At 65.7% G+C, this 22,073-nt stretch carries 22 protein-coding genes; 15 read left to right on the top strand and 7 right to left on the bottom strand.

Annotated features, from left to right (window positions below):
- Window positions 1-51: 51 nt before the first annotated feature.
- The 5 genes from AC07N6_RS15825 to AC07N6_RS15805 form a co-directional block, all read right to left on the bottom strand.
- On the bottom strand, window positions 52-1,365 hold the full coding sequence (locus AC07N6_RS15825) for an MFS transporter (RefSeq protein WP_494782856.1): 1,314 nt from the start codon (window positions 1,363-1,365) through the stop codon (window positions 52-54).
- 271 nt (window positions 1,366-1,636) lie between these two features.
- Window positions 1,637-2,272, bottom strand: a complete 636-nt coding sequence (gene otnC / locus AC07N6_RS15820) for a 3-oxo-tetronate 4-phosphate decarboxylase (RefSeq protein ID WP_494782857.1) — start codon at window positions 2,270-2,272, stop codon at window positions 1,637-1,639.
- Complete coding sequence (otnK, locus tag AC07N6_RS15815; RefSeq protein WP_494782858.1) at window positions 2,269-3,567, bottom strand: 3-oxo-tetronate kinase; 1,299 nt, start codon at window positions 3,565-3,567, stop codon at window positions 2,269-2,271. Before otnK ends, otnC begins: the two co-directional genes overlap by 4 nt.
- Window positions 3,568-3,624: 57 nt before the next feature.
- Window positions 3,625-4,533: an L-threonate dehydrogenase gene (gene ltnD, locus AC07N6_RS15810; protein ID WP_494782859.1), complete on the bottom strand. Its 909-nt coding sequence runs from the start codon at window positions 4,531-4,533 to the stop codon at window positions 3,625-3,627.
- A gap of 114 nt (window positions 4,534-4,647) precedes the next feature.
- Window positions 4,648-5,349 carry a FadR/GntR family transcriptional regulator gene (locus AC07N6_RS15805; protein ID WP_494782860.1) on the bottom strand — a complete coding sequence of 234 codons (702 nt, stop codon included), beginning with the start codon at window positions 5,347-5,349 and terminating at the stop codon, window positions 4,648-4,650.
- A 261-nt stretch (window positions 5,350-5,610) separates the two neighbouring features.
- Here AC07N6_RS15805 and AC07N6_RS15800 point away from each other — a divergent pair, with 261 nt between their 5' ends.
- The 3 genes from AC07N6_RS15800 (at window position 5,611) to AC07N6_RS15790 (ending at window position 8,595) form a co-directional block, all read left to right on the top strand.
- Window positions 5,611-6,552, top strand: coding sequence for a 5'-nucleotidase (locus AC07N6_RS15800; protein ID WP_494782861.1), 942 nt, complete (start codon window positions 5,611-5,613; stop codon window positions 6,550-6,552).
- Window positions 6,553-6,560: 8 nt separating this feature from the next.
- A complete protein-coding gene (locus tag AC07N6_RS15795; protein ID WP_494782862.1) occupies window positions 6,561-6,962 on the top strand; it encodes an NUDIX hydrolase in 402 nt (133 codons plus the stop codon).
- 70 nt (window positions 6,963-7,032) lie between these two features.
- Window positions 7,033-8,595 carry a CYTH and CHAD domain-containing protein gene (locus AC07N6_RS15790; protein WP_494782863.1) on the top strand — a complete coding sequence of 521 codons (1,563 nt, stop codon included), beginning with the start codon at window positions 7,033-7,035 and terminating at the stop codon, window positions 8,593-8,595.
- 42 nt (window positions 8,596-8,637) lie between these two features.
- On the opposite strand, the gene AC07N6_RS15785 is transcribed toward AC07N6_RS15790, so the two are convergent.
- Window positions 8,638-9,525 carry an IclR family transcriptional regulator gene (locus AC07N6_RS15785; RefSeq protein WP_494782864.1) on the bottom strand — a complete coding sequence of 296 codons (888 nt, stop codon included), beginning with the start codon at window positions 9,523-9,525 and terminating at the stop codon, window positions 8,638-8,640.
- Window positions 9,512-10,399, bottom strand: a complete 888-nt coding sequence (locus AC07N6_RS15780; RefSeq protein WP_494782865.1) for an IclR family transcriptional regulator — start codon at window positions 10,397-10,399, stop codon at window positions 9,512-9,514. Before AC07N6_RS15780 ends, AC07N6_RS15785 begins: the two co-directional genes overlap by 14 nt.
- Before the next feature lie 707 nt (window positions 10,400-11,106).
- Here AC07N6_RS15780 and AC07N6_RS15775 point away from each other — a divergent pair.
- The 12 genes from AC07N6_RS15775 to AC07N6_RS15720 all read left to right on the top strand — a co-directional run bounded on the left by AC07N6_RS15775 (window position 11,107) and on the right by AC07N6_RS15720 (window position 22,057).
- Window positions 11,107-12,012, top strand: coding sequence for an SDR family NAD(P)-dependent oxidoreductase (locus AC07N6_RS15775; RefSeq protein ID WP_494782899.1), 906 nt, complete (start codon window positions 11,107-11,109; stop codon window positions 12,010-12,012).
- Between the two features lie 25 nt (window positions 12,013-12,037).
- Window positions 12,038-12,916, top strand: a complete 879-nt coding sequence (locus AC07N6_RS15770; RefSeq protein ID WP_494782866.1) for a MaoC/PaaZ C-terminal domain-containing protein — start codon at window positions 12,038-12,040, stop codon at window positions 12,914-12,916.
- 34 nt (window positions 12,917-12,950) lie between these two features.
- Window positions 12,951-13,730: a citryl-CoA lyase gene (locus AC07N6_RS15765; protein ID WP_494782867.1), complete on the top strand. Its 780-nt coding sequence runs from the start codon at window positions 12,951-12,953 to the stop codon at window positions 13,728-13,730.
- Window positions 13,731-13,746: 16 nt separating this feature from the next.
- Window positions 13,747-14,538 carry an enoyl-CoA hydratase-related protein gene (locus tag AC07N6_RS15760; protein WP_494782868.1) on the top strand — a complete coding sequence of 264 codons (792 nt, stop codon included), beginning with the start codon at window positions 13,747-13,749 and terminating at the stop codon, window positions 14,536-14,538.
- A 129-nt stretch (window positions 14,539-14,667) separates the two neighbouring features.
- Window positions 14,668-15,798 carry an ABC transporter substrate-binding protein gene (locus AC07N6_RS15755; protein ID WP_494782869.1) on the top strand — a complete coding sequence of 377 codons (1,131 nt, stop codon included), beginning with the start codon at window positions 14,668-14,670 and terminating at the stop codon, window positions 15,796-15,798.
- 74 nt (window positions 15,799-15,872) lie between these two features.
- On the top strand, window positions 15,873-16,745 hold the full coding sequence (locus AC07N6_RS15750) for a branched-chain amino acid ABC transporter permease (protein WP_494782870.1): 873 nt from the start codon (window positions 15,873-15,875) through the stop codon (window positions 16,743-16,745).
- Between the two features lie 7 nt (window positions 16,746-16,752).
- Window positions 16,753-17,649 carry a branched-chain amino acid ABC transporter permease gene (locus tag AC07N6_RS15745; RefSeq protein WP_494782871.1) on the top strand — a complete coding sequence of 299 codons (897 nt, stop codon included), beginning with the start codon at window positions 16,753-16,755 and terminating at the stop codon, window positions 17,647-17,649.
- A complete protein-coding gene (locus tag AC07N6_RS15740) occupies window positions 17,646-18,452 on the top strand; it encodes an ABC transporter ATP-binding protein (RefSeq protein ID WP_494782872.1) in 807 nt (268 codons plus the stop codon). Before AC07N6_RS15745 ends, AC07N6_RS15740 begins: the two co-directional genes overlap by 4 nt.
- Entirely contained in the window at window positions 18,449-19,186 is a 738-nt protein-coding gene (locus tag AC07N6_RS15735) for an ABC transporter ATP-binding protein (RefSeq protein ID WP_494782873.1), read from the top strand. Before AC07N6_RS15740 ends, AC07N6_RS15735 begins: the two co-directional genes overlap by 4 nt.
- Before the next feature lies 1 nt (window position 19,187).
- On the top strand, window positions 19,188-20,810 hold the full coding sequence (locus AC07N6_RS15730) for an AMP-binding protein (RefSeq protein WP_494782874.1): 1,623 nt from the start codon (window positions 19,188-19,190) through the stop codon (window positions 20,808-20,810).
- Between the two features lie 18 nt (window positions 20,811-20,828).
- Window positions 20,829-21,320 carry a MaoC/PaaZ C-terminal domain-containing protein gene (locus AC07N6_RS15725; RefSeq protein WP_494782875.1) on the top strand — a complete coding sequence of 164 codons (492 nt, stop codon included), beginning with the start codon at window positions 20,829-20,831 and terminating at the stop codon, window positions 21,318-21,320.
- A complete protein-coding gene (locus tag AC07N6_RS15720) occupies window positions 21,317-22,057 on the top strand; it encodes an enoyl-CoA hydratase/isomerase family protein (RefSeq protein WP_494782876.1) in 741 nt (246 codons plus the stop codon). Before AC07N6_RS15725 ends, AC07N6_RS15720 begins: the two co-directional genes overlap by 4 nt.
- The last annotated feature ends 16 nt before the right edge of the window (window positions 22,058-22,073 follow it).

Genomic DNA, 22,073 nt, shown 5'->3' with positions numbered 1-22,073 from the left:
CTTGAATGTTGATGCGCGGCCGGCTCCGCTCAGTCGGAACCGGCCATGTCCTTACTTGTTGACCACGCTGGGCTTGGTGACCAGCGTAGCGATGGCGCCCACCACCAGCATCACGGCCAGCATGTACATGCCGATCGCGTTGCTCTTGGTCAGGTCCTTGAAGTAACCGATCAGGTAGGGGCTGACGAAGCCGGCCAGGTTGCCCACCGAATTGATGGCGGCGATGCCCACCGCCGCGGCGGCGCCCGACAGGAACGAAGTCGGCAGCGACCAGAACAGCGGCGCGCAGGTCAGCACGCCGGCGGCGGCCAGCGACAGCGAGGCGATCGAGATCACGGTATTGTCGGCGAACAGCGCCGCGCCGATGAAGCCGACGCAACCCATCATGGCTGGCACCACCAGGTGCCAGCGGCGTTCGCGCTTGCGGTCGGCGCTGCGGCCGATCAGGTTCATGGCGACGATGGCGCAGCCGAACGGGATCGCCGACAGCAGGCCGATCTGCAGGTTGCCGCTCACGCCGGTGGCCTTGACCAGGGTCGGCATCCACAGCGTCAGGCCGTACTGGCCCATGACGAACGAGAAGTAGATCAGGCACATCAGCCACACGCGCGCATCCTTGACGATGTCGCCGAAGCTGTGGCCGCTTTCCTTGCCCTTCTGGTCGCCGTCGATGTCGGCTTGCAGGAGCTTCTTCTCATCGTCGGAGAGCCACTTGGCGCTCTTGACGTCGTTGTCCAGGTAGAACAGCGTGACCAGGCCGATCAGCACGGCCGGGATCGCTTCGATCACGAACATCCACTGCCAGCCCTGCATGCCGCTGCTGCCGTGGAAGGCGTCCATGATCCAGCCCGACAGCGGGTTGCCCAGGATGCCCGCGACCGGGATGCCGGACATGAACACCGCGATCACCTTGGCGCGGCGGTGCGACGGGAACCAGTAGGTCAGGTACAGGATGATGCCGGGATAGAAGCCCGCCTCAGCCAGGCCCAGCAGGAAGCGCAGGACGTAGAACTGGGTCGGGGTCTGCACGAACATGAAGCAGGCCGACAGGATGCCCCAGGTGACCATGATGCGGGCGATCCAGATGCGCGCGCCGACCTTGTGCATCAGGACATTGCTGGGCACTTCGAACAGGAAGTAACCGATGAAGAACAGGCCGGCGCCCAGGCCGAACACGGTTTCCGAGAAACCCAGGTCGGCCGACATCTGCAGCTTGGCGAAGCCGACGTTGACGCGATCGAGGTAAGCGATCACGTAGCACAGCATCAGGAACGGCATGATGCGCCAAAAGACTTTCTTGTACAGGCCATCCCTGGCCTGATCGTTGGCGCTGCTTGCGACGCCAGTGGTGGTTGCGGTGGTCATGCTGCGACATCTCCCTAAGAAATATTCGGCCATTCGTGGCGGCCGCTGGTTGCTTGACGCCTGCATTCGCATGCAGGCAATTTATGGATTCAATATGGATGGGCGCTCAGGCTGGCGGGCAAACGACAGACTGCGTCCCTTGACATTGATCGTCCGGTCTGGCGCCGGCTCTTGCATCTTCCGGCCGGCCTGGCGCGGAAAACGGATGGCGGCGCAGGCAGCGCCGCCATGCTTGTTGCTGACAATCTTTTATGCGGGCCGCTTACCAGCGCTACCAGCGCGCCTTGAATACGTCCCGCAGCTCTTGCAGGGCCGACTCTTCCAGCCCCGTGGCGCCACCGGACAGGTGCCACAATTTGGCCGTCTCTTCCAGCTCCTCCAGCGCGAAGGCGGCCTTGGAGACCGAGCTTTCCCATACCACCGGGCCGAGCCGTTCCAGCAGCACGCCGCGCACCCGGGTGGCGATCCTGGCGACCTGTTCTGCCACTTCCGGCGCGCCGGGACGGGCATATTTGATCAGCGGGATATGGCCGACCTTCATCACGTAATAAGGCGTGATCGGCGGCAGCACATCCTCTTCCTTCCACACGCCCTTGATGGTCAGGTTGACCAGGTGGGTGGAATGGGTGTGGACCACCGCATGCATCTCGGGGTTGTTGTCATACACCGCGCGGTGCAGCACCAGGGTCTTGGACGGCTTGTCGCCGGCCACCCAGTTGCCGCCGGCATCGACCTTGGAGATCGCGGCCGGATCGAGGAAACCGAGGCAGGCATCGGTCGGCGTGATCAGCCAGCCGTCGTCCAGCCGTGCGCTGATGTTGCCGGCCGAGCCGACGGTGTAGCCGCGCTGGTAGAGCGATGCGCCGATGCGGCAGATCTCTTCGCGCAGTTTGGCTTCGTTGCTCATGCCGTCTTCCCCGCCAATACGCGCAGCGCCTTCTCGAAGAAGTCGACCGTGCCGAAATTGCCCGACTTCAGCGCCAGGGCCACCGGTTGTTCATCCAGCGTGGCCGTGGCCGGCACGCCCGGATCGATCTGCGGGCCGATGCGCAGCGCGCGCACGTCCAGCGCCTGCACCACCGCGCCGGAGGTCTCGCCGCCGGCCACCACGAACTGGCGCACGCCGCGTTGCTTCAAACCAGAAGCAATGGACGCCAGCGCCTGCTCGACGATATGGCCGGCCTTGGCCACGCCCAATTCCTTTTGCACCGCCTTGACTTCGTCCGGGGTGGCGGTGGCGTAGATCAGCACCGGCTCGTCCTTGATGCGTTGGTCGGCGAAGGCCAGCGCCTGGCCGACCACGTCTTCGCCGCGCGCCAGCGCCAGCGGATCGATGCGGAACGACGGGCGCTTGGCCTTCCATTCGGCGACCTGGGCATTGGTAGCCTTGGAGGCGCTGCCGGCCAGCACCACGGACAGGCCGTCGACCTTGGGCAACTGCGCCGCTTCGCCGGCCGCGTGCAACAAACCGGCGCGACGGAAATTCTCCGGCAGGCCCAGGGCCACGCCGGAACCGCCAGTGATCAGCTTCAGTTCGGCGCAGGCTTCGCCCAGCGCGAACAGGTCCTTGTCAGAGACCGCGTCGGCGATGGCCATCTTCACGCCATCGGCGCGCAGCGCGGCAAAGCGCTCCTGCACGGCGGACGCGCCACGGGCGACCGCGTCGTAGCGCACCAGGCCGACCTTGGATGCGGTCTGGCGCTGCAGCACGCGCACCAGGTTGGCATCGGTCATCGGCGTGAGCGGATGGTTTTCCATGCCGGATTCGTTCAACAGCGCATCGCCCACGAACAGGTAGCCGCGATAGATGGTGCGGCCGTTTTCCGGGAAGGCCGGGCAGGCGATGGTGAAGTCCACGCCCAGTTCCTGCATCAATGCATCGGTCACCTGGCCGATGTTGCCGGCGTCGGTGGAGTCGAAGGTGGAGCAGTACTTGAAGAAGAACTGCGTGCAGCCCTGCTGCTGCAGCCAGCGCAGCGCGGCCAGCGATTGCTCGATGGCCTCGGCGGCCGGGATGGTGCGCGACTTGAGCGCGATCACCAGCGCATCAGCGGTCAATGTAGAAACTGCGGCAGGCATCTCGGCCGGCACGCCGATGGTTTGCACGGTGCGCATGCCGCCGCGCACCAGCATGTTGGCCAGGTCGGTGGCGCCGGTGAAATCGTCGGCGATGCAGCCGAGCAGTGGTTTGGCTTGGGACATGGTGGACTCCGGAATCTGTTCGATACTCATTGATGCCAATCGGCGCTGCTTGACTGCTTACTTGGCCTTGGCCGCGGGCAGGTCGATGCCCGGGAAGATCTTGATCACGGCCGAGTCATCCTCGCCGCCGTGGCCGGCGGTGGATGCCATCATGAACATCTGGTGGGCAGCGGCCGACAGCGGCAGCGGGAACTTGCTGCGGCGGGCGGTATCGAGCACCAGTCCCAGGTCCTTGACGAAGATGTCGACCGCCGACAGCGGCGTGTAATCGCCGTTGAGGATGTGCGGTACGCGGTTCTCGAACATCCAGGAATTGCCGGCGCTATGGGTGATGACGTCGTACAGCGCATCCGGGTTCACGCCTTCGCGCAGGCCCAGGGCCATCGCTTCGGCGGAAGCGGCGATGTGCACGCCGGCCAGCAACTGGTTGATGATCTTGACCTTGGAGCCGATGCCGTGCGCGTTGCCCAGGCGATAGACCTTGCCGGCCATGCCTTGCAACACGTCTTCGATCTTGGCGTACACCTCGTCGGGGCCGGAGGTCATCATGGTCATTTCGCCGGAAGCGGCGCGCGCGGCGCCGCCGGAAACCGGCGCGTCCAGCAGCAGCAGGCCCTTCTCGCCCAGGCGCTTGCCCAGCTCGACGGCGAAGTCCGGCGCCACGGTGGCGCTGGAGATCACCACGCTGCCGGGCTTCAAGGTGGATACCACGCCGTTCTCGCCGAACAGCACGGCTTCGGTCTGGGCCGCGTTGACCACCAGCGTGATCACCACGTCGACCGCCCCGGCCAGCTCGGCCGGGTTGGCGCAGGCCACGCCGCCGGCGGCGGCGAACTTGTCCAGCACTTCGCGGCGCACATCGCAGGCATGCACATTGAAGCCGGCACGCAACAGGGAGCTGGCGACGCCGAAGCCCATCGCACCCAAACCGATCACACCCACATTCTTGGACATTGTTGTCTCCACTGAGAAGCAAAAGGCGCCGCTGCCATTATCGTGATGCAGACCGCTGCGCCGGTTGATGATGTGACGCCGGCTCGAGGCCGGCGTCGCCTGTTACTGAATCCTTGTTGGGAAAAACTAACTTTGCCCCTGGCTCAAACGGCGCGCCGCATTGAACATATGCGTCTGCGCCGCGTTGCGCGCCGCCATCTCGTCGCCGGCGCGGATCGCCTCGACGATGGCTTCGTGCTCCTCGCGCACCTGGCGCGAGAAATCCTCGTAGCGGGCTTCGTTGCCGCGCGTGACCGCCGTGGCCGCCTCCAGGTACTGCGAGAGGAACTCCAGCGTCTTGATGAAGTAAGGGTTGCGCGTGGCCTGCGCCAGCGCGCGGTGGAAAGCCACATCGGCTGCCACGCCGTCGCCGCCGGCCGCCACATCGGCGCCGATGCGCGCCAGCGCCGCGTCGATGGCGGCGATGTCTTCCCCGGTGCGGCGCTTGGCCGCCTGGGCCGCCACCTCCGCCTCGATGGCGCGGCGCAGCTCGACGATCTGCAGCACCGCATCGGGCGAACTTACTTCAGCATAGTCAATGCGCAGCGGCTTGATGCCCGCCTGCTCCGTCACGAAAACGCCGCTGCCCTGGCGCGGTTCCACCACGCCCTCATGCTTCAGGCGCGAGATCGCCTCGCGCACCACCGTGCGGCTGACGCCGAACTCCTGCGCCAGCACCACTTCGGTCGGCAGCTTGCTGCCACGGGGGAAAGCGCCGGCATCGATGTTCTCCAGCAACTGCCTGGCAACCGTGTCGCTGAGCGCTTGCGCGGGGATTTTCTGAAACATGCTGTCTCGCGTCGTTATCGTAAGGTTATCCGGTCATCATACAAATTTATCAATGGCTCGGCAACGCGATTTTTTCTTTTTACCGGGAGAAACAGCCTTTAATTGAGATAAATAAATACAATTAAACGATGTTAATCAGTTATATCGGCAGGTTCACCTCAGACATTAAAATTTCATATAACTGGCGATTTAGCCGACTTTGCCCCGCCTGGGCCGCTCTACAATCACGGCTTACCCAGCCAGTTACACGGAAATGCCTTCATGCCCTACGACCTTTCAGACAAACTCGTCATCGGAATCTCCTCGCGCGCCCTGTTCGACCTCGAAGCCGAAAACGCCATCTATGACGAGCAAGGGGTGGATGTCTATGCCGACTACCAGCGCACCCACGAAAATGATGCGTTGGAACCCGGCACCGCCTTCCCGCTGGTCAAGGCGCTCTTGCGGCTCAACGACCTGATTCCCGAACGCCGCCTGGTGGAAGTGGTGGTCATTTCGCGCAACACGCCCGACACCGGCTTGCGCGCCTTCAACGCCATCGCCGCCCACAAGCTCGACATCAGCCGCGCGGCCTTCACCGGCGGCGGCCCGACCGCGCCTTACCTGCAGGCCTTCAAGATCGACCTGTTCCTCTCGCGCGATACCGGCGACGTACAGGAAGCCATCGACGCCGGCGTCGCCGCCGCCCAGCTCTACACCGCGCCGGTCGAATACAGCGCGCCGGAAAACCAGATCCGCATCGCCTTCGACGGCGACGCCGTGCTGTTCTCGCCGGAGTCCGAACGCATCTTCGCCGAGAAAGGCCTGGAGGCCTTCGCCAAACACGAACAGCGCCACCGCAAGAAAGCCATGAAGGAAGGCCCGTTCGCCAAGCTGCTGCTGGCGCTCTCCGCCATCCAGAAACAGTTTCCGCCCAAGGAATGCCCGGTGCGCATCGCCATCGTCACCGCCCGCAACAGCCCGGCGCACCAGCGCGTGATCCACACGCTGCGCACCTGGAACGTCAACGTCGACGAAGCCTTCTTCCTCGGCGGCCTGAAGAAAACCGACGTGCTGCAAGCCTTCGGCGCCCATATGTTCTTCGACGACCAGGAAGGCCATGTCGAAACCGCGGCGGTGGTGGTGCCCTCGGGCCGCGTGCCTTACAAGGGCGGCAAGCTGGCCGGCGCCGCGAAGCCGGCCGCACGCGCGCTCAAGCGCTGAGGCCGGCGATGTACCCGGTCTCGATCAAGGGTGTATTGCAGGCGCCGGATGGCAGGATCGTCCTGCTGGAAAACGAACGCAACGAATGGGAACTGCCCGGCGGCCGGATAGAAGACGGCGAAACGCCGCAGCAATGCCTGGCGCGCGAGATTGAAGAAGAGCTGAACCTGAAAGTCCAGGTCGGCGCCATCATCGACGCCTGGATGTTCGAGGTGATCCCCGGCAAGCGGGTGTTCATCGCCACCTATCGCTGCGCCTTGGCCGGCGCCTTCGCGCCGGATATCAGCCATGAACACCAGCGGATAGGATTGTTCGCGCCGGATGCGCTTCCGGAAAACCTGCCGGCAGGCTACCGGGCCTCGATCGAACGGGAACTGTCCCGCGCGAATACGGACGTGCGGGATTGTTGACGGCACAGGCCTGCCGTTTTAAAACGCAGGCATGCACACTGGGAATCCACCCTCACTATCTTCTTCCACCATGGAAACCGAACTGAAACTGCTGCTCGCCCCCGGGCACGTCAAGACACTGATCAGGCATCCGCTGCTGGCGCGCCATGCGCTGGCCGCGCCGCGCACCAAGGACCAGACCGGCGTGTACTTCGATACTCCCGGCAACGACTTGCGCCGCAACGACGCCGGCCTGCGCGTGCGGCGCACCGGCGGCGAATACATCCAGACCCTGAAAGCCGGCGGCGGCGTACAGGGCGGCCTGCACCAGCGCAACGAATGGGAGTCCCAGGTCGCGGGCGAACAGCCCGACCTCGCGGCGCTGCGCGAGATGGTGCCGGCCGACGCCAAATGGGCCAGGCTGGTCTTTACGTCCGACCTGGCCCAACGGATCCGCCCCATCTTCGCCACCAACATCAAGCGCATGCTGTGGGACTTGAAGCTGCCCGACGGTTCCGAGGTGGAGTTCGTGCTCGACCGCGGCACGGTCGAACATGGCGACCTGAAAACCCGGGTGTGCGAGATCGAACTCGAACTCAAGGCCGGCAGCCCGCTGGCGCTGTTCGATTTCGCGCTGCAACTGCTGCAGGACATCCCGCTGCGCATCGGCATCCAGAGCAAGGCCCAGCGCGGCTACACGCTGTACCACCGGGCCGCCGGCAGCCTGCCCGCCGGCAACGCCAGCAACGTCAGCAACGTCACCAAGGCGGCCGCGCTGGCGCTGTCCAAGAAGATGAGCGTGGAGCAAGCCTTCAGCGCCATCGTCGGCAATTGCGTGGAGCAGATCCAGGCCAACGACATCGCCGATGGCGACGCCCGGGATGTGGAACGCCTGCACCAGATGCGGGTCGGCCTGCGCCGCCTGCGCTCGGCCTTCACGCTGTTTGGCGCAGAGATCGCGTTGCCGGATGCGCTGGCGGGCGAATTCGAATGGCTGTCCCGGCACATCGGCGCCGCCCGCGACTGGGACGTGCTGGCCGGCGCCACCCTGGCGTCGGTGCCGGCCGGACCGGCCGATGCGCCCGGCCTGGCTGCGGTGCGGGACGCGGCCTACAAGCAGGCGCGGGCGATGCACCAGGCCGCAGTAGAAGTTGTGGCATCGCCCCGCTACACCGCGCTGGCACTGCACTTGAGCCGCTGGATGCTGGCCGCGCAATGGCGCGCAACGATGACCGTGGGACAACTGGCGGCGCTGGAACGGCCGCTGTCGCGCTTCGCGCGCGAGATGCTGCGCCATGACGAGAAGCGCATGAAAAAGCGCGGCAGCAAGATGGAAGACGATCCCCGTTCGCGCCACCGCGCCCGCATCGCGGCCAAGCGGATGCGCTACGACACCGAATTCTTCCAGGCGCTGTACCGGGAAAAGAACAGCAAGCCCTACCTCAAGGCGCTGTCGCGCCTGCAGGATCAACTGGGCCTGCTCAACGACATCTCGGTCGCCAACAAGCTGCTGGACGAACTGCAGGCAAAGCACCCGCCGCTGGCTTCCGGCATCGGCTATGCGCGCGGCTTCCTGGCCGCGCAGGTCAGCGACGGCGAAGAGAAGGTCCGCCGGCTGTGGAAGAAATGGAAAGCGCAGCAGCTGCCGCAATAACAAAATAACGAAATAACAAAACGTGCATGGCATGGGACGGCGTCAGAACAGGCTGCTGTCGACCGCGTCGAGTTCCAGCTGCAACCGGCGCGCAGTCTTCATCAGCGCCGGCGCCAGCTCATCGCGGATCATCAGCCGGTCGGGCAAGGGCCCCACGGCGCTGCAGTTCAGACCCATCATCAGGGGCGGCGCGCCCAGCGCCAGCGGCACGCTGATGGCGAAGGTGTCGCGCTGGTATTCGCCGGCCGCCAGGCAATAGCCGTGGGTATCGAGGTCGCCGAAGGCGCGCTCCATCTTCGCCACCACCTGCGGGCCGTGTTCGCCGCTCTTCTTCCAGATCGAAAACAGCAGGCGCTGGCGCTGCTGCGGCGGTTGCGACCACACATAGGCGCGGCCGATGGAACTGAGCGCCATCGGCACCGTCCGTCCCACGCCCAGGCGCAGGGTGGCGATCTTGCTGCTGTTGCAGTACTGGAGGTAGACCATGTCGAGCTGGTCGGCCACGGCCAGTCCGACCGACATGTCGTAGCGGTCGGCGAACTCCTGCATGATGGGCCGCGCGATGTCGGGCACCGGGCTGTTGGCCAGATATTTGTGGCCCAGCCGCAGGCCGCGCACGCCGATCTGCACGCGCACGCCGTCCGGGGCGCGGTCGAGATAGCCCAAGGCCACCAGGGTCGCGCTCAGGCGCGACACCGACGCTTTCGAATAGCCGGTACGGCGCACCAGTTCGGCATGCGTGAGCGGCTTGGCGCTGCCATGGAATACCTTGAGCAGCTTGAGCGCGCGCTCCAGTGTATGGGTGCCGGCCGACGCTTCCGGAGCGGCTGCGGCATCGTCATGCACCACATCGGGCAAGGCGGCGTCTTCGGCGCGCCCATTGTGCCCACTGCGCCCATTGCTTCGCCGCGATATCTCAAGCTTGCGCACGTTGCGCCTCCATTTCCTGCAACTGCCGCCGCATCGCCAGCAACTGCGGGCCGGCCTTCTGCTCCACCCGCGCCTTGGTCAGCGTGCGCGACTGGCCGGCGCACAGGAGCACCATCGGCAAGCGGTCGGCCAGTTTCAGCGGCGTGGCCACCACGGTGATGTCCGGTCCCCAGTCGCCGGCAGAGACGCAATACGATTTCTCGCCGATCTGGGTTTCGGCGTCGGTCAGCTTCTGGCGCACCGCCATCCACTCGTCGCGCTTATGGTAGGGCCGCATATGGTCCAGCAGGTAGCCGCGTTCGTTCTCGTGCAGGCAAGCCAGCAATGCCCAGCCCACCGGCGATGACGCCATCGGCATATGCTCGCCCACGCCCAGGCCGACAGTGGCGGTGTTGGATGCGCTGTGGCAGTTTTCAAAGAAGATCATGTCCAGGCCGTCGCGGCCGGCGAGCGCGACAAACACGCCATTGTCGTCGGCCAGCTTCTGCATCAGCGGACGCGCCTGCAGCACCACATCGGTATCGACCATGGCGGCGAAGCCGAGCGTGAGCACCGATACCGCCAAGCGGTATTTGCGGCGCTGCTCGCTGTAGGTCAGGTAGCCCAGCGCGGCGAGCGTCTGCGCCAGGCGCGAGACGGTGGCCTTGGGCAAGCCGGTGCGCAAGGCAATGTCCTGGTTGGCCAGCCAGTCGGCCTCGCCGAGGAAGGCATCGAGCACGGCGAAGCCGCGTTCGATCGGCTTGATGGTGCCTGGCGCCGACGCATCGGCGCGCAGCGGGGTATTGCCGTTGCGGTATTCAGGGGGATTGGGCGCGCGCAGCACGATGCGCACGTCCTTGACGCGCCGCGCCGGCTTGCGCGCGGCCGTCTTCATGCGCGCCCTTCATGCCGCACCATGCGCTCTACATACAAGATGGCGAAATTCACTGGGTCTCCTTGTCTTGCCGTGCATCTGCGTGTGGATGCGCATCTTTTTTCTGCCGCGCGCTAACCTGCAAGCGTATTTTTTCGCGCTCTGCCGACACCATGCGGCAGCTGCCGCGGCAGGGTCAACCGATGAATATTTTATGTTCCGTACTTTGAAATATTCAATACCATTTTGAATGGCGAACATTCATTGCTGCGCCGCGCCAGTCGTCGCGGCGATGAAGAAAAAGCCGCAACAGCCCTGTATATGGCCCGCCTTGCTTCAATTTACGCCATGCGCATCGGTTTATCCCGCAGCGCAAGATGCAACGACGCAATACCCAGACCTGTCGCGCCATGTTTTGGAAGGGTCGGCCATATTCCGTTGTACGGAACACCGTCAAAACCCTGCTTGACACCCCTTCCCCGCTTCCAGACTATACGCACATCGCAGCACCGGAAGCATCGCACGGCCTTCCGGCAAAACACCAAGAAACAACGCAATAAGAGACAGGTTTTTTCCGCCCGGCAGCAGTGCGGAAGAAACTAAGGCGGCAATCCATGCAGGCGCGCCGCCGCCACCAGCCAACCGAAACGAGAATGCGAGGACGCCCGCAGGGCGCAGCCTTGTCCATCGTTTCCGAACAGGGAAACACAGCCATGAGCAATGCACGCATGTTGGAAGGCAAGGTAGTCATCGTCACCGGCTCGGGCGGCGGCATCGGGCGCGAGATCGCACTGGCGATGGCGCGCCAGGGCGCCGCCGTGGTGGTCAACGACATCGGCGCCTCGCTTGCCGGCGAGGGCGCCAGCACCGGCCCGGCGCAGCAGGTCGCCGATGAGATCAAGGCCGCCGGCGGCCGCGCCGCCCCCAACACCGACAGCGTGGCCGATGCCGCCAGCGCCGAACGCATCGTCGAACAGGCGGTGCAGACCTTCGGCCGCATCGATTGCGTGGTGAACAATGCCGGCATCCTGCGCGACGCGCTGTTCCACAAGATGAGCGGCGACGAATGGGACGCCGTGCTCAAGGTGCACCTGTACGGCGCCTACCACGTCAGCCGCGCCGCCGCCATGCATTTCCGCGAACAGCAGTCGGGCAGCCTGGTGCACATGACCTCCACCTCAGGGCTGATCGGCAACCTGGGCCAGGCCAACTATTCGGCCGCCAAGCTGGGCCTGACCGCGCTGTCCAAATCGATCGCGCTGGACATGCAGAAATTCAACGTGCGCTCGAACTGCATCGCCCCCTTCGCCTGGAGCCGCATGATCAGCTCGATCCCGGTCAAGAGCGAAGAGCAGCAGGCGCGCGTGGAAAAGATCAAGCAGATGACGCCGGACAAGATCGCACCGCTGGCGGCCTACCTCGCCAGCGATGCGGCGGCCGATGTCAACGGCCAGGTCTTCACGGTGCGCAACAACGAGATCTTCCTGATGAGCCAGCCGCGCCCGCTGCGCTCGATCCACCGCGCCGAAGGCTGGACGCCGCAAACGGTGGCCGAGCATGCGATCCCGGCGCTGAAGGCCAGCTTCATCCCGCTGGACCGTTCGGCCGATGTGTTCCAGTGGGACCCGGTGTAAGCGCGGCGGCAAAGGAAACACAGCCATGGCCATCGACTACCACAAGCTGAAGAACTGGAACTTCCCGGTGCTGCAGCACAGCTACGGCGCAGACGACAGCATGCTGTACGCGCTGGGCATCGGCGTAGGCGCCTCGGCGGCCTTGCCTGACGGTGAAGGCGCGCTGCGCTTCGTCTATGAGAAGAACTTGCAGGCCATGCCCAGCATGGCGGTGATCCTGGCCCACCCCGGCCTGTGGATGGGCGCGCCGGAAGCCGGCGTCGACCTGTTGAAGGTCGTGCACGGGGAACAGCGCCTGCGCCTGCATCGCACGCTGCCATCGGCGGGCACGGTCACCGGCGTATCGCGCGTGAAGGCGATCGTCGACAAGGGCCGCGACAAGGGCGCCTTGCTGATCGTCGAGCGCGAACTGCGCGACCCGTCCGGCGAATTGCTGGCCACCGTCGAGCAGACCAGCTTTTGCCGCGGCGACGGCGGTTTTGCCGAACAAGGCCAGCCCAGCGACGCCACCCCGCCCGCCATGCCGGCCGTGCCCGGACGCGAGCCCGACCTGGTGTGCGAATTGCCGACGCGCCCCGAGAGCGCGCTGGTGTATCGCCTGTCAGCCGACCGCAATCCGCTGCATGCCGACCCGCAAACCGCGCGCCGCGCCGGCTTTTCCGCGCCCATCCTGCATGGGCTGGCCACTTATGGCGTGGCTTGCCATGCGCTGGTGCGCAGCTGTTGCGATTACGACGCCAGCCGCTTGCGCGCGCTCGCAACACGTTTTTCAGCGCCGGTCTATCCCGGCGAAACCATCCGCACCGAGATCTGGCGCGACGGTACGCAATTGCAGTTCCAGTCGCGCGCGCTCGAACGCAACCAGGTCGTGCTGGCCAACGGCACGGCCGAAATCGCCGCCTGACACCACCTATACCGCAAGCACAACGGAGAACGACATGACCGGCAAGACAGCAGACATCAGATCCGACATCGCCTACAGCACCCCCGACCGCATCGTGGTGCGCGGCAAGGATCTCCCCAACGAAATCCTCGGCAAGATGAACCTGGGCGATTTCGCCTACCTGCAACTGACCGGCAAGACCGCCACGCCGCAGCAGTCGCGCATGTTCAACGCGCTGCTGATCACGCTGGTCGAGCACGGCATCACCCCCAGCGCGATCGCCGCCCGCATGACTTACGCCGGCGCGCCCGAATCGCTGCAGGCGGCGGTGGCCGCCGGCCTGTGCGGGCTGGGCACGGTGTTCGTCGGCACCACCGAAGGCTCGGCCAAGATGCTGTACGAAGCCTTTGAAGGCGCCGGCGACCAGCCCGACCTGCAGGCGCTGGCCGAACAGACCGTGGCCGGTTTCCGCGCCCGCAAGCAGGCCATCCCCGGCCTGGGCCATCCGCTGCACAAGCCCATCGATCCGCGCACCCCGCGCCTGTTCCAGCTGGCCCAAGAAAACGGCATGGCCGGCAAGTACGTCAAGCTGGTGCAACTGATCCAGGCCGAGGCCGAACGCGCCACCGGCAAGGTCTTGCCGATCAACGCCACCGGTGCGCTGGGCGCGATCTGCTGCGAGTTCGGCTTCCCCTGGAAGATCGTGCGCGGCTTCGGCGTGATGGCGCGCGCCATCGGCCTGGTGGGCCACATCCTGGAAGAATCGCAGTCGCCGATGTCCTACCGGTTGTGGCATGAGATCGAAGACCGCGCCAGCGCCCACCTGCGCGGCTGAGAACGGAGCCAGCGACATGGATCAGCCTCCCGTGCTGTGCGAGTTCGCCGATGGCGTGGCGACCGTCACGCTGAACCGGCCGGACCGGCTCAACAGCGTCAACGATGCGATGCACGACGCCATCGCCGCTTTCCTCGACCGCATCGAGCATGACCCGGCATTGCGCGTGCTGGTCATCACCGGCGCCGGCCGCGCCTTTTGCGCCGGCCAGGACCAGGGCGACCGCAAGCCGCTGCCGGACGGCCAGAAGCGCGACATGGGCGCGGCGCTGGAGCGTTACTACAAGCCGCTGATGCTGCGCCTGCGCGCGCTGCCGGCGCCGGTGGTGTGCGCCATGAACGGGTTGGCGGTAGGCGTGGGCGCGACCCTGGTGCTGGCCTGCGACATCGTGATCGCCAAACGCTCGGCCTACTTCCTGCAGGGTTTCACCAGGTTGGGGCTAATGCCCGATGGCGGCGCCTCGCAGTTCCTGCCGCAGCGCATCGGCACGGCGCGCGCGATGGCGCTGTGCCTGCTCAACGACAAGCTGGAAGCGCAGCAAGCCGCCGACTGGGGCCTGATCTGGCGCTGCGTGCCGGATGATGAATTCGACGCCGCCAGCCGCGCGCTGGTGGCGCAACTGGCGCAATCGGCCACGCGCGCGCTGGCCCTGACCAAGCACGCCATTTACGCCGCCCAGAGCAACACCCTGGCGCAGCAGCTGGACCTGGAAACGGCATCGCAGCGCCTGCTCGGCAATACTGATGATTACCAGGAAGGCGCGGCCGCATTCCGCGAAAAACGCAGTGCCGTATTCAAAGGGCGGTAGACCGAAGGCAGCAGCGCAGCAGCAAGCACACGGCAATTGGCCGGCGCACAATCGCCCGGCCGCACAGGAAGAAAAAGACGGCTGCCGCGGGAACGGCGCCGACCATAACAGGAAACGAAGGAGATGATGATGACCAAGTTCAGCAAGGCAATCCAAGCGGGCGTCCTGGCCTGCGTACTGGCGGCTTCGGCCGCCTCCCATGCCGCCGACGTGACCATCGGCGCACTGTTCCCGATGAGCGGCCCGAACGCTTCTTACGGCGACATCTTCGGCTCCGGCGCCAACCTGGCGGCCGAGCACATCAACGCCGACAACCTGCTGGGCGGCAAGCTGGCTATCCAGTACGAGGACAGCCAGGCGCTGCCGCAACAAGGCGTGATCGGCATGAACAAGCTGGTCAACGTGCAGAAGGTGCCGTACGTGCTGTCGGCGTTCACCGGCGTCTCCAAGGCGATCTCCACCATCGCCACCCGCACCAGGACGGTGGCGGTCAATGGCGGCGGCGTCGGCCCCGACCTGGCCGAACTGGGCCCCTATTTCTGGAACATCATCCCGCTGGCCAACTATGAAGTGCGCGCCATCATTCCTTACCTGGTCAACGAGCGCAAGATGAAGAACTTCGTGCTGGTCTATATCGACGACCCGCTCGGACAAGCTATCCGCAAGGAAATGGAAAGCGCGCTGCCGGCCGCCGGCGGCAAGCTGGCCGAGGCGCTGTCGGTCCCCGCCACGGCGCAGCAATTCGGCGGCATCGCCGCGCGCGTGCGCGCGGCCAATCCGGACGTGATCTACATCGCCTCCTACGGGTCGCAGCAGTCGCAGATCGTCAAGCAGTTCCGCGACAACGGCATCAAGCAGCAGTTGGCCAGCTACACCGCCTTCTCGATCCCGGAGATCAATGCCCAGCCCGAGGCCGCCGGTTCGCTCTATACCTCGCAGAACATCGACTGGAATTCGCAGGACCCGGTGACCAAGCGCTTCGTCGACGACTACAAGAAGAAGTACAACAAGATGCCGACCGCCTACATCGCCAACTACTACAACGCGGTACGCATGTTCGGCCTGCTGGCGCAGCAGCTGGTCAAGAAGGGCCAGCCGATCACCGGCGAGAACCTGCTGAAGCAGCGCATCGAGAGCAAGACCTTCGACCTGGTCGGCGGCAAGGTGAGCTTCGCCGAGAACGGCACCGTGACCATGCCGATGCAAATCAACGAGATCGACGGCAAGGGCGGCAAGGTGGTCAGCGCCGCGGCCAAGTGAGCGGGACCATTCCGCTTCGGATGCAATGATGCCGCCGGCCCGCGCATGCGGGACGGCGGCGCAAGGACAAAGACATGCTGCTGCTACAGCTATTGATCAACGGGGTGCAGGTAGGCGCGCTGTATGCGCTGATCGCGGTCGGCTTTTCGCTGATCTTCGGTTCCACCCGCATCTTCCACTTCGCGCACGGTTCGACCTTCACCATCGCCGCCTACGTGTTCTACGACCTGCTGGCGATCATGCAGCTGCACTGGACGGTGGCGGTGCTGGGTGCCTGCGCGGCGGCGATCCTGTTCGGCCTGGCGCTGAACCGCTTCGTCTACCTGCCGATCCAGAAACATGAAGGCTCCTTCTTCACCGTCTTCGTCGCCTCCTTCGGTGTGGGCATCGTGGTGCAGAACCTGTGCGGCATGCTGTTCGGACGCAGCTTCGTGTCGGTCAATACGCCGCTCTCGCGCAGCGTCGAAATGCTGCCCGGCCTGTTCGTCTCGCCGCTGGCCGGCATCGCCATCGTCATCGCGCTGGTGTTTTTCTTCGCGCTGCAACTGTTCCTGATGCGCACCCATACCGGCATGGCCATGCGCGCGCTGTCGGAAAACCCCGAGCTGGTACGCGCCTACGGCCTGTCGCCGCGGCGCCTGTCGATGACGGTGTTCGCGCTGGGCTCGTTGCTGGTGGTGCCGGCGGCGCTGCTGTCGGCGGCCGGCTCCGGGTTGAACCCGGCCATCGGCCACCACGTCATGCTCATCAGCCTGGCCGCCACCATCGTCGGCGGCGTCGGCAGCCTGCGCGGCGCGGCCTGCGCCGGCCTGCTGCTGGGGCTGGCCGAAAACCTGGCGCTGGCCTGGTTCGAGCCGCAGTGGAGCGAAGCCATTACCTTCATCGTGCTGTTCCTGTTCATCCTGTTCCGCCCTTCCGGTTTCTTCGGCCGGGCCACTGCCAGCTGAGGTTGCCATGCTCGCCTATATCCTTAATCTCGCCACCCTCATGTGCATCAACGCGGTACTGGCGATCACCCTCAACTTCATCATGGGCTACGCCGGGATCTTCTCGATCGCGCATGCCATCTTCTTCGGCGTGGGCGCCTACAGCGCGGCGTATTTCGCGCTGAATGTGAGCGCTTCCATCTTCCTGGTGATCCCGGTGGCGATGGTGGTGGCCGGGCTGCTGTCGCTGGTGCTGGCATTGCCGGCGCTGCGCGTGCGCGGCGAATACTTCGTGGCCGCTTCGCTGGGCCTGCAGGTGCTGGGCGTGACGGTGTTTTCCGAATGGAAATCGGTCACCGGCGGCCTGGGCGGCATGATCGGCATCCCGCCGGCCGACATCTTCGGCCATGCCGTGGCCGACCCGGTGCAGTTCCTGCTGCTGGCGGTATGCTGCCTGATCCCGGTGCTGCTGGTCACCAGCGTGCTGCTGCGCTCCTCCTTCGGCCGCAACCTCAAGGCCATCCGCGACAGCGAATCGGCGGCGCACGCCTTCGGCAAGAACGTGGCCGTCATCAAGACCATGTCGGTGGTGATCTCGGCCATGCTGGCGGCGGTGGCCGGCGCGCTGTACGCGTTCTACATGGGCTTCATCAACGTCGAGAGCTTCATGCTGGACACTTCCGTGCTGCTGATGGCGATGGTCATCATCGGCGGCACCGGCACGCTGCTCGGGCCGATCGTGGGCACCGTGCTGCTGATGCTGCTGCCGGGCGTGTTCAGCTATATGTCCTTCCTGCCGCAGACCGAGATCGGCTCGATCCAGCAGATCGCCTACGGGCTGGCGATGGTGCTGCTGATGATCTACCGGCCGGGCGGCATCGTCGGCTCCGGCAAACCGCGCGCTACCAAGGAGCAAGCCGCATGAACGCCATCATCGAACACAACCGCGGCGCGCTGCAGGCCGCCGGCCAGGATCCGGGCGGGGAAGTGCTGCTGTCGATCCGCAACCTGAACAAGAGCTTCGGCGGGCTGAAGGTCACCAACGATGTCTCGCTGGATTTGCGCGCCGGCATCGTGACCACGCTGGTCGGTCCCAACGGCGCCGGCAAGACCACGCTGTTCAACCAGATCACCGGCCACCTGGTGCCGGAGTCGGGCGACATCCTGTGGCGCGGCCAGTCGGTGCTCGGCAAGAAGCATTTCCAGATCAGCCGCATGGGCATCGCCCGCACCTTCCAGGACCTGCGCCTGTTCAACCACATGACGGTGGAAGAAAACGTGCTGACCGTGATGGAGCCGACTTCCTGGATCTGGCAGCCGGGCGGGCGCGCCGCGCGCAACCGGCGACGCGAGAAGGTGCAAGCCATCCTCAAGCGCACCGGCCTGGCCGCCAAGGCGCACACGCGCGCCATCGACCTGGCCTATGCCGAGCGCAAGTTCCTCAGCATGGCGCGCATCATGGCCGCCGAGGCCAACATCTGGCTGCTCGATGAACCGGCCTCGGGCCTGGACCGCAGTTCCTACGAACTGTTCCTCGACCTGCTGCGCACCGAGGTGAAGAAGGGCGTGACGGTGTGCATCATCGAACACAACCTCGACATCGTGGTCGGCATTTCCGACCGCATCGCCTTCCTCGACCAGGGCAAGCTGCTGGCCGACGGCCTGCCCGATGTGGTGCTCAAGGATCCGCACCTGGCGGCCATTTATTTCGGAGACCAGAACACATGAGCGCGCAACCCAATCACGAACCGCAGCCGCTGGTGCTGGAAACGCGCGGCCTGGTAGTCGGCTATGGCGGCCGCCCGGTGCTGCGCGATTTCGACTTCGGCTTGCGTCCGGCCGAGGTGCTGTGCCTGATCGGCCATAACGGCGCCGGCAAGTCGACGCTGCTCAAGACCCTGTTCGGCCTGGTGCAGCGCCAGGCAGGCCAGATCCTGCTGGACGGCCGGGCGCTGGACGCCGTGGAGCCGCGCCGCCTGACCGCCGCCGGCATCTCGCTGGTGCCGGAAGGCCGCGGCATCTTCCCCGGCCTGACGGTGGCCGAGACCATGAAGATGGGCCTGTGGTCGGCCGGCGTCCCCGCCGGCGAACGCGCGGCGCGGCTGGACTGGGTGATGTCGGTGCTGCCGGCCTTGAAGCAATTCTATGAACGCCGCGCCGGCAACCTCTCCGGCGGCCAGCAGCAGATGGTGTCGATCGGGCGCGCATTGCTCTCGCGCCCGCGCTGCCTGCTGATGGACGAACCCTCCATCGGCCTGGCGCCCAAGCTGTTCCAGGATTTGCTGCAGCCGATCCGGCAACTGCAACGCGACACTGGCATGGCCATCCTGCTGGTGGAGCAGAACGTGAAAGAAGCCCTGAAGATCTCGGACCGCGTGGTGGTGATGAAGTCCGGCGCCATCATCCGCGAGGCGCTGCCCGAGGAACTGAACGACAACGCGAAACTGATGGAGCTGTACTGACATGCCCGCTACCGACCTTCTCCTCACCATGCCCGCGCTGCTGGCGCGCAATGTCGCCGAGCGCGGCGATGCGCTCGCCTTCATCGATGGCGAGCGCCACATCACCTACCGTGAATTCGACCGCATGGCCGGGCGCACCGCGGCCTGGCTGCAGCAGCAAGGCATCCGGCCCGGCGACCGCGTGGCGGTCTGGCTGGTCAACCGCATGGAATGGCTGGCGATGTACTTTGGCCTGGGCAGGATCGGCGCGGCCATGATGACGGTCAACACGCGCTACCGTTCGCACGAGCTGGCCTACATCCTGGAGCGCTCGCAAGCCTGCATGCTGGTGCTGCAGCTGAACTTCCGCAAGATCGATTTCCCCGCCGTGCTGCGCGACGTGCCGGCCGAATCGGCCCGCACCCTGAAGAAGGTGGTCGTGGTCGACGCCGCCGGCGCCGCCGATAGTGCCATACCGTCCGAAGTACTGGGCAAGCCCACCGTCGCCTTCGATCTGGCCGGGTTGCCGCATGCCGATGTGCCGGACGTCTCCGCGCCCGACGCCCACAGCATCCTGTTCACCACCTCGGGAACCACCTCCGGCCCCAAGCTGGTGTTGCATCCGCAGCGCACGGTGACCCTCCACAGCCAGCGCGTGGCCCCGGCCTACGGCTTCACGGAAGAAGGCGTGCGCCTGCTGGCGGCGCTGCCGTTCGCCGGCGTGTTCGGTTTCAACGCGGCGATGGCGGCGTTTGCCGCGGGCAAGCCCATCGTGGTGATGGATACCTTCGATGGCCCCGGCGCGGCGCGGCTGATCAGGCAGCACCATGCCACGCATGTGTTCGGCAGCGACGAGATGTTCCGCCGCATCATCGAGAACGGCGAAGGCGAGCGGCCCTTCCCCAGCGCGCGCGTGTTCGGCTTTGCCTGCTTCCATCCCGGCATCGTCGAATATACGCAAGCGGCCTGGGCGCGCGGCATTCCGATGATCGGCCTGTACGGCTCCTCCGAAGTGCAGGCGCTGTTCTCGCTGCAGCAGCGCGCGCTGCCCCTGGAGGAACGCATCAAGGGCGGCGGCATGCCGGCCAGCCACGGCCTCGGCGCCGAGGTGCGCATCCGCGATGTCGACAGCGGCGAACTGCTGCCGGTCGGCCACAGCGGCGCCATCGAGATCCGCAGCGACACCAATTTCATCGGCTACCTCAACAACCCGGAAGCCACCGCCCAGGCCATCGATGCCGAGGGCTTCTTCCGTACCGGCGACGTCGGCTACCTGCGCGAGGATGGCAGCTTCGTCTACCAGACCCGCCAGGGCGACGCCATGCGCCTGGGCGGCTACCTGGTCAGCCCGGTGGAAATCGAGGATGTGATCAAGACCGTGTCCGGCGTGGCCGATGTGCAGGTGGTGGCCATCGACATCGCCAACCAGGCGCGGCCGGTGGCCTTCGTCATCGCCGCGCCCGGCAGCCGGCCGGCGGAACAAGAGATGCTGCGCGCCGCAGCGGCCGCGCTGGCCGCCTTCAAGGTGCCGGCGCACATCTGGCTGGTCGACGAATTCCCCACCACGCAGAGTTCCAACGGCACCAAGATCCAGCGCGTGAAACTGCGCGACATGGCGCTGCAGCGATTGGCCCAGGCGGCCTGACCCTTTTCGGAGCAAACGATGAGTTCGTATTACCTGGAAGACTTCAAGCCCGGCCAGATCTTCACCAGCAGCGGGCGCACCATCACCGAGGCCGACCTGACCATGTTCTCGATGATCTCGGGCGACTGGAACCCGATCCACGCCGACGCCGAATTCGCCCGCGGCACGCGTTACGGCCAGCGCCTGGTGCACGGCACGCTGGGCATTGCCATCTGTACCGGGATGCTGCACCAGATCGGCATCTTCGAGAAATCGGTGATTGCCATGCTGGGCCTGCGCGAGTGGAATTTCAAGCAGCCCATCATGATCGGCGACACGGTACACCTGGAGCTGGAGATCCTGTCGGTCGAGCCCGGCAAGAGCGGCCGCAGCGGCAAGCTGGGGCGGCGCTTCCGCCTGCTCAACCAACGCGGCGAAGTGGCGCAGGAAGGCGACAGCGATGTGCTGGTGCTCACTCATGAAGGCGCGCGCCAGCAGCAGGAACAATCCTCGCAGGCGGCGCAGCCATGAGCGCGCAGGTGCTGCGCGAGGATCGCGACGGCCTTTGCACGCTGACGCTGAACCGTCCCGACAAGATGAATGCGCTCACCGTGCAGATGTTCCTCGAACTCGACGAACACGTGGCGGCGCTGGAGCGGCAGACCGACACCATCGGCGCGGTGCTGCTGCGCGGCGCCGGCCGCTGCTTCTCGGCCGGCAACGATCTGCGCGACCTCGCCGCCGGCCAGCCGTTGCCGCGACCGCATTTGCAGGCGCGCGCCATCGACCGCCTGGCGCGCCTGCCGCAACCGGTGATTGTGGCCGTGCATGGCCACTGCTACACCGGTGCGCTGGAGCTGGCGCTGGCGGGCGACCTGATCGCCGCCGCGCAGTCGGCGCAGTTCGCCGACACCCATGCCAAGTGGGCCCTGACGCCGCTCTGGGGCATGAGCCAGCGCCTGCCGCGCCGGGTCGGCGAAGCCCGCGCGAAAGAGATGATGCTGCTGGGCCGCAGCTATGGCGGCGCCCAGGCGGCCGCGCTCGGCCTGGCCAACTTCTGCTTCGCCGATGAAGAGTTCGACGCCCGGGTCGACGCATTGGCGCGCGAACTGCTGGCCGGCTCCTGGTTCTCGCATCGCGCCAACAAGCGCCTGCTGCTGGAAACCGATGGCCTGCCGCTGGAAGCCGGGCTGGCGCACGAAGTGTTCCGCAACGCCGGCAAAGGGCCGGACATGCAGCAGCGCATCGCCGCCTTCGGCAAGAAATGACCTTTCCTCTACCGTG

The sequence above is a fragment of the Herbaspirillum sp. GW821-FHT09A12 genome, assembly GCF_059418325.1.
The sequence above is the reverse complement of the archived record's forward strand: the minus strand, read 5'-3'. Positions and strand labels throughout refer to the sequence as shown.

Bases quoted from the DNA above. Each gene is read 5' to 3' on its own strand.
- AC07N6_RS15760 (WP_494782868.1), top strand. From the start codon at position 13,747: ATGGATCAGCCTCCCGTGCTGTGCGAGTTCGCCGATGGCGTGGCGACC.
- AC07N6_RS15740 (WP_494782872.1), top strand. From the start codon at position 17,646: ATGAACGCCATCATCGAACACAACCGCGGCGCGCTGCAGGCCGCCGGC.
- AC07N6_RS15735 (WP_494782873.1), top strand. From the start codon at position 18,449: ATGAGCGCGCAACCCAATCACGAACCGCAGCCGCTGGTGCTGGAAACG.
- AC07N6_RS15750 (WP_494782870.1), top strand. From the start codon at position 15,873: ATGCTGCTGCTACAGCTATTGATCAACGGGGTGCAGGTAGGCGCGCTG.
- AC07N6_RS15745 (WP_494782871.1), top strand. From the start codon at position 16,753: ATGCTCGCCTATATCCTTAATCTCGCCACCCTCATGTGCATCAACGCG.
- AC07N6_RS15730 (WP_494782874.1), top strand. From the start codon at position 19,188: ATGCCCGCTACCGACCTTCTCCTCACCATGCCCGCGCTGCTGGCGCGC.
- AC07N6_RS15825 (WP_494782856.1), bottom strand. From the start codon at position 1,365: ATGACCACCGCAACCACCACTGGCGTCGCAAGCAGCGCCAACGATCAG.
- AC07N6_RS15800 (WP_494782861.1), top strand. From the start codon at position 5,611: ATGCCCTACGACCTTTCAGACAAACTCGTCATCGGAATCTCCTCGCGC.
- otnC (WP_494782857.1), bottom strand. From the start codon at position 2,272: ATGAGCAACGAAGCCAAACTGCGCGAAGAGATCTGCCGCATCGGCGCA.
- AC07N6_RS15755 (WP_494782869.1), top strand. From the start codon at position 14,668: ATGACCAAGTTCAGCAAGGCAATCCAAGCGGGCGTCCTGGCCTGCGTA.
- AC07N6_RS15775 (WP_494782899.1), top strand. From the start codon at position 11,107: ATGTTGGAAGGCAAGGTAGTCATCGTCACCGGCTCGGGCGGCGGCATC.
- AC07N6_RS15720 (WP_494782876.1), top strand. From the start codon at position 21,317: ATGAGCGCGCAGGTGCTGCGCGAGGATCGCGACGGCCTTTGCACGCTG.
- AC07N6_RS15725 (WP_494782875.1), top strand. From the start codon at position 20,829: ATGAGTTCGTATTACCTGGAAGACTTCAAGCCCGGCCAGATCTTCACC.
- AC07N6_RS15770 (WP_494782866.1), top strand. From the start codon at position 12,038: ATGGCCATCGACTACCACAAGCTGAAGAACTGGAACTTCCCGGTGCTG.
- AC07N6_RS15780 (WP_494782865.1), bottom strand. From the start codon at position 10,399: ATGAAGACGGCCGCGCGCAAGCCGGCGCGGCGCGTCAAGGACGTGCGC.
- AC07N6_RS15805 (WP_494782860.1), bottom strand. From the start codon at position 5,349: ATGTTTCAGAAAATCCCCGCGCAAGCGCTCAGCGACACGGTTGCCAGG.
- AC07N6_RS15765 (WP_494782867.1), top strand. From the start codon at position 12,951: ATGACCGGCAAGACAGCAGACATCAGATCCGACATCGCCTACAGCACC.
- AC07N6_RS15790 (WP_494782863.1), top strand. From the start codon at position 7,033: ATGGAAACCGAACTGAAACTGCTGCTCGCCCCCGGGCACGTCAAGACA.
- otnK (WP_494782858.1), bottom strand. From the start codon at position 3,567: ATGTCCCAAGCCAAACCACTGCTCGGCTGCATCGCCGACGATTTCACC.
- AC07N6_RS15795 (WP_494782862.1), top strand. From the start codon at position 6,561: ATGTACCCGGTCTCGATCAAGGGTGTATTGCAGGCGCCGGATGGCAGG.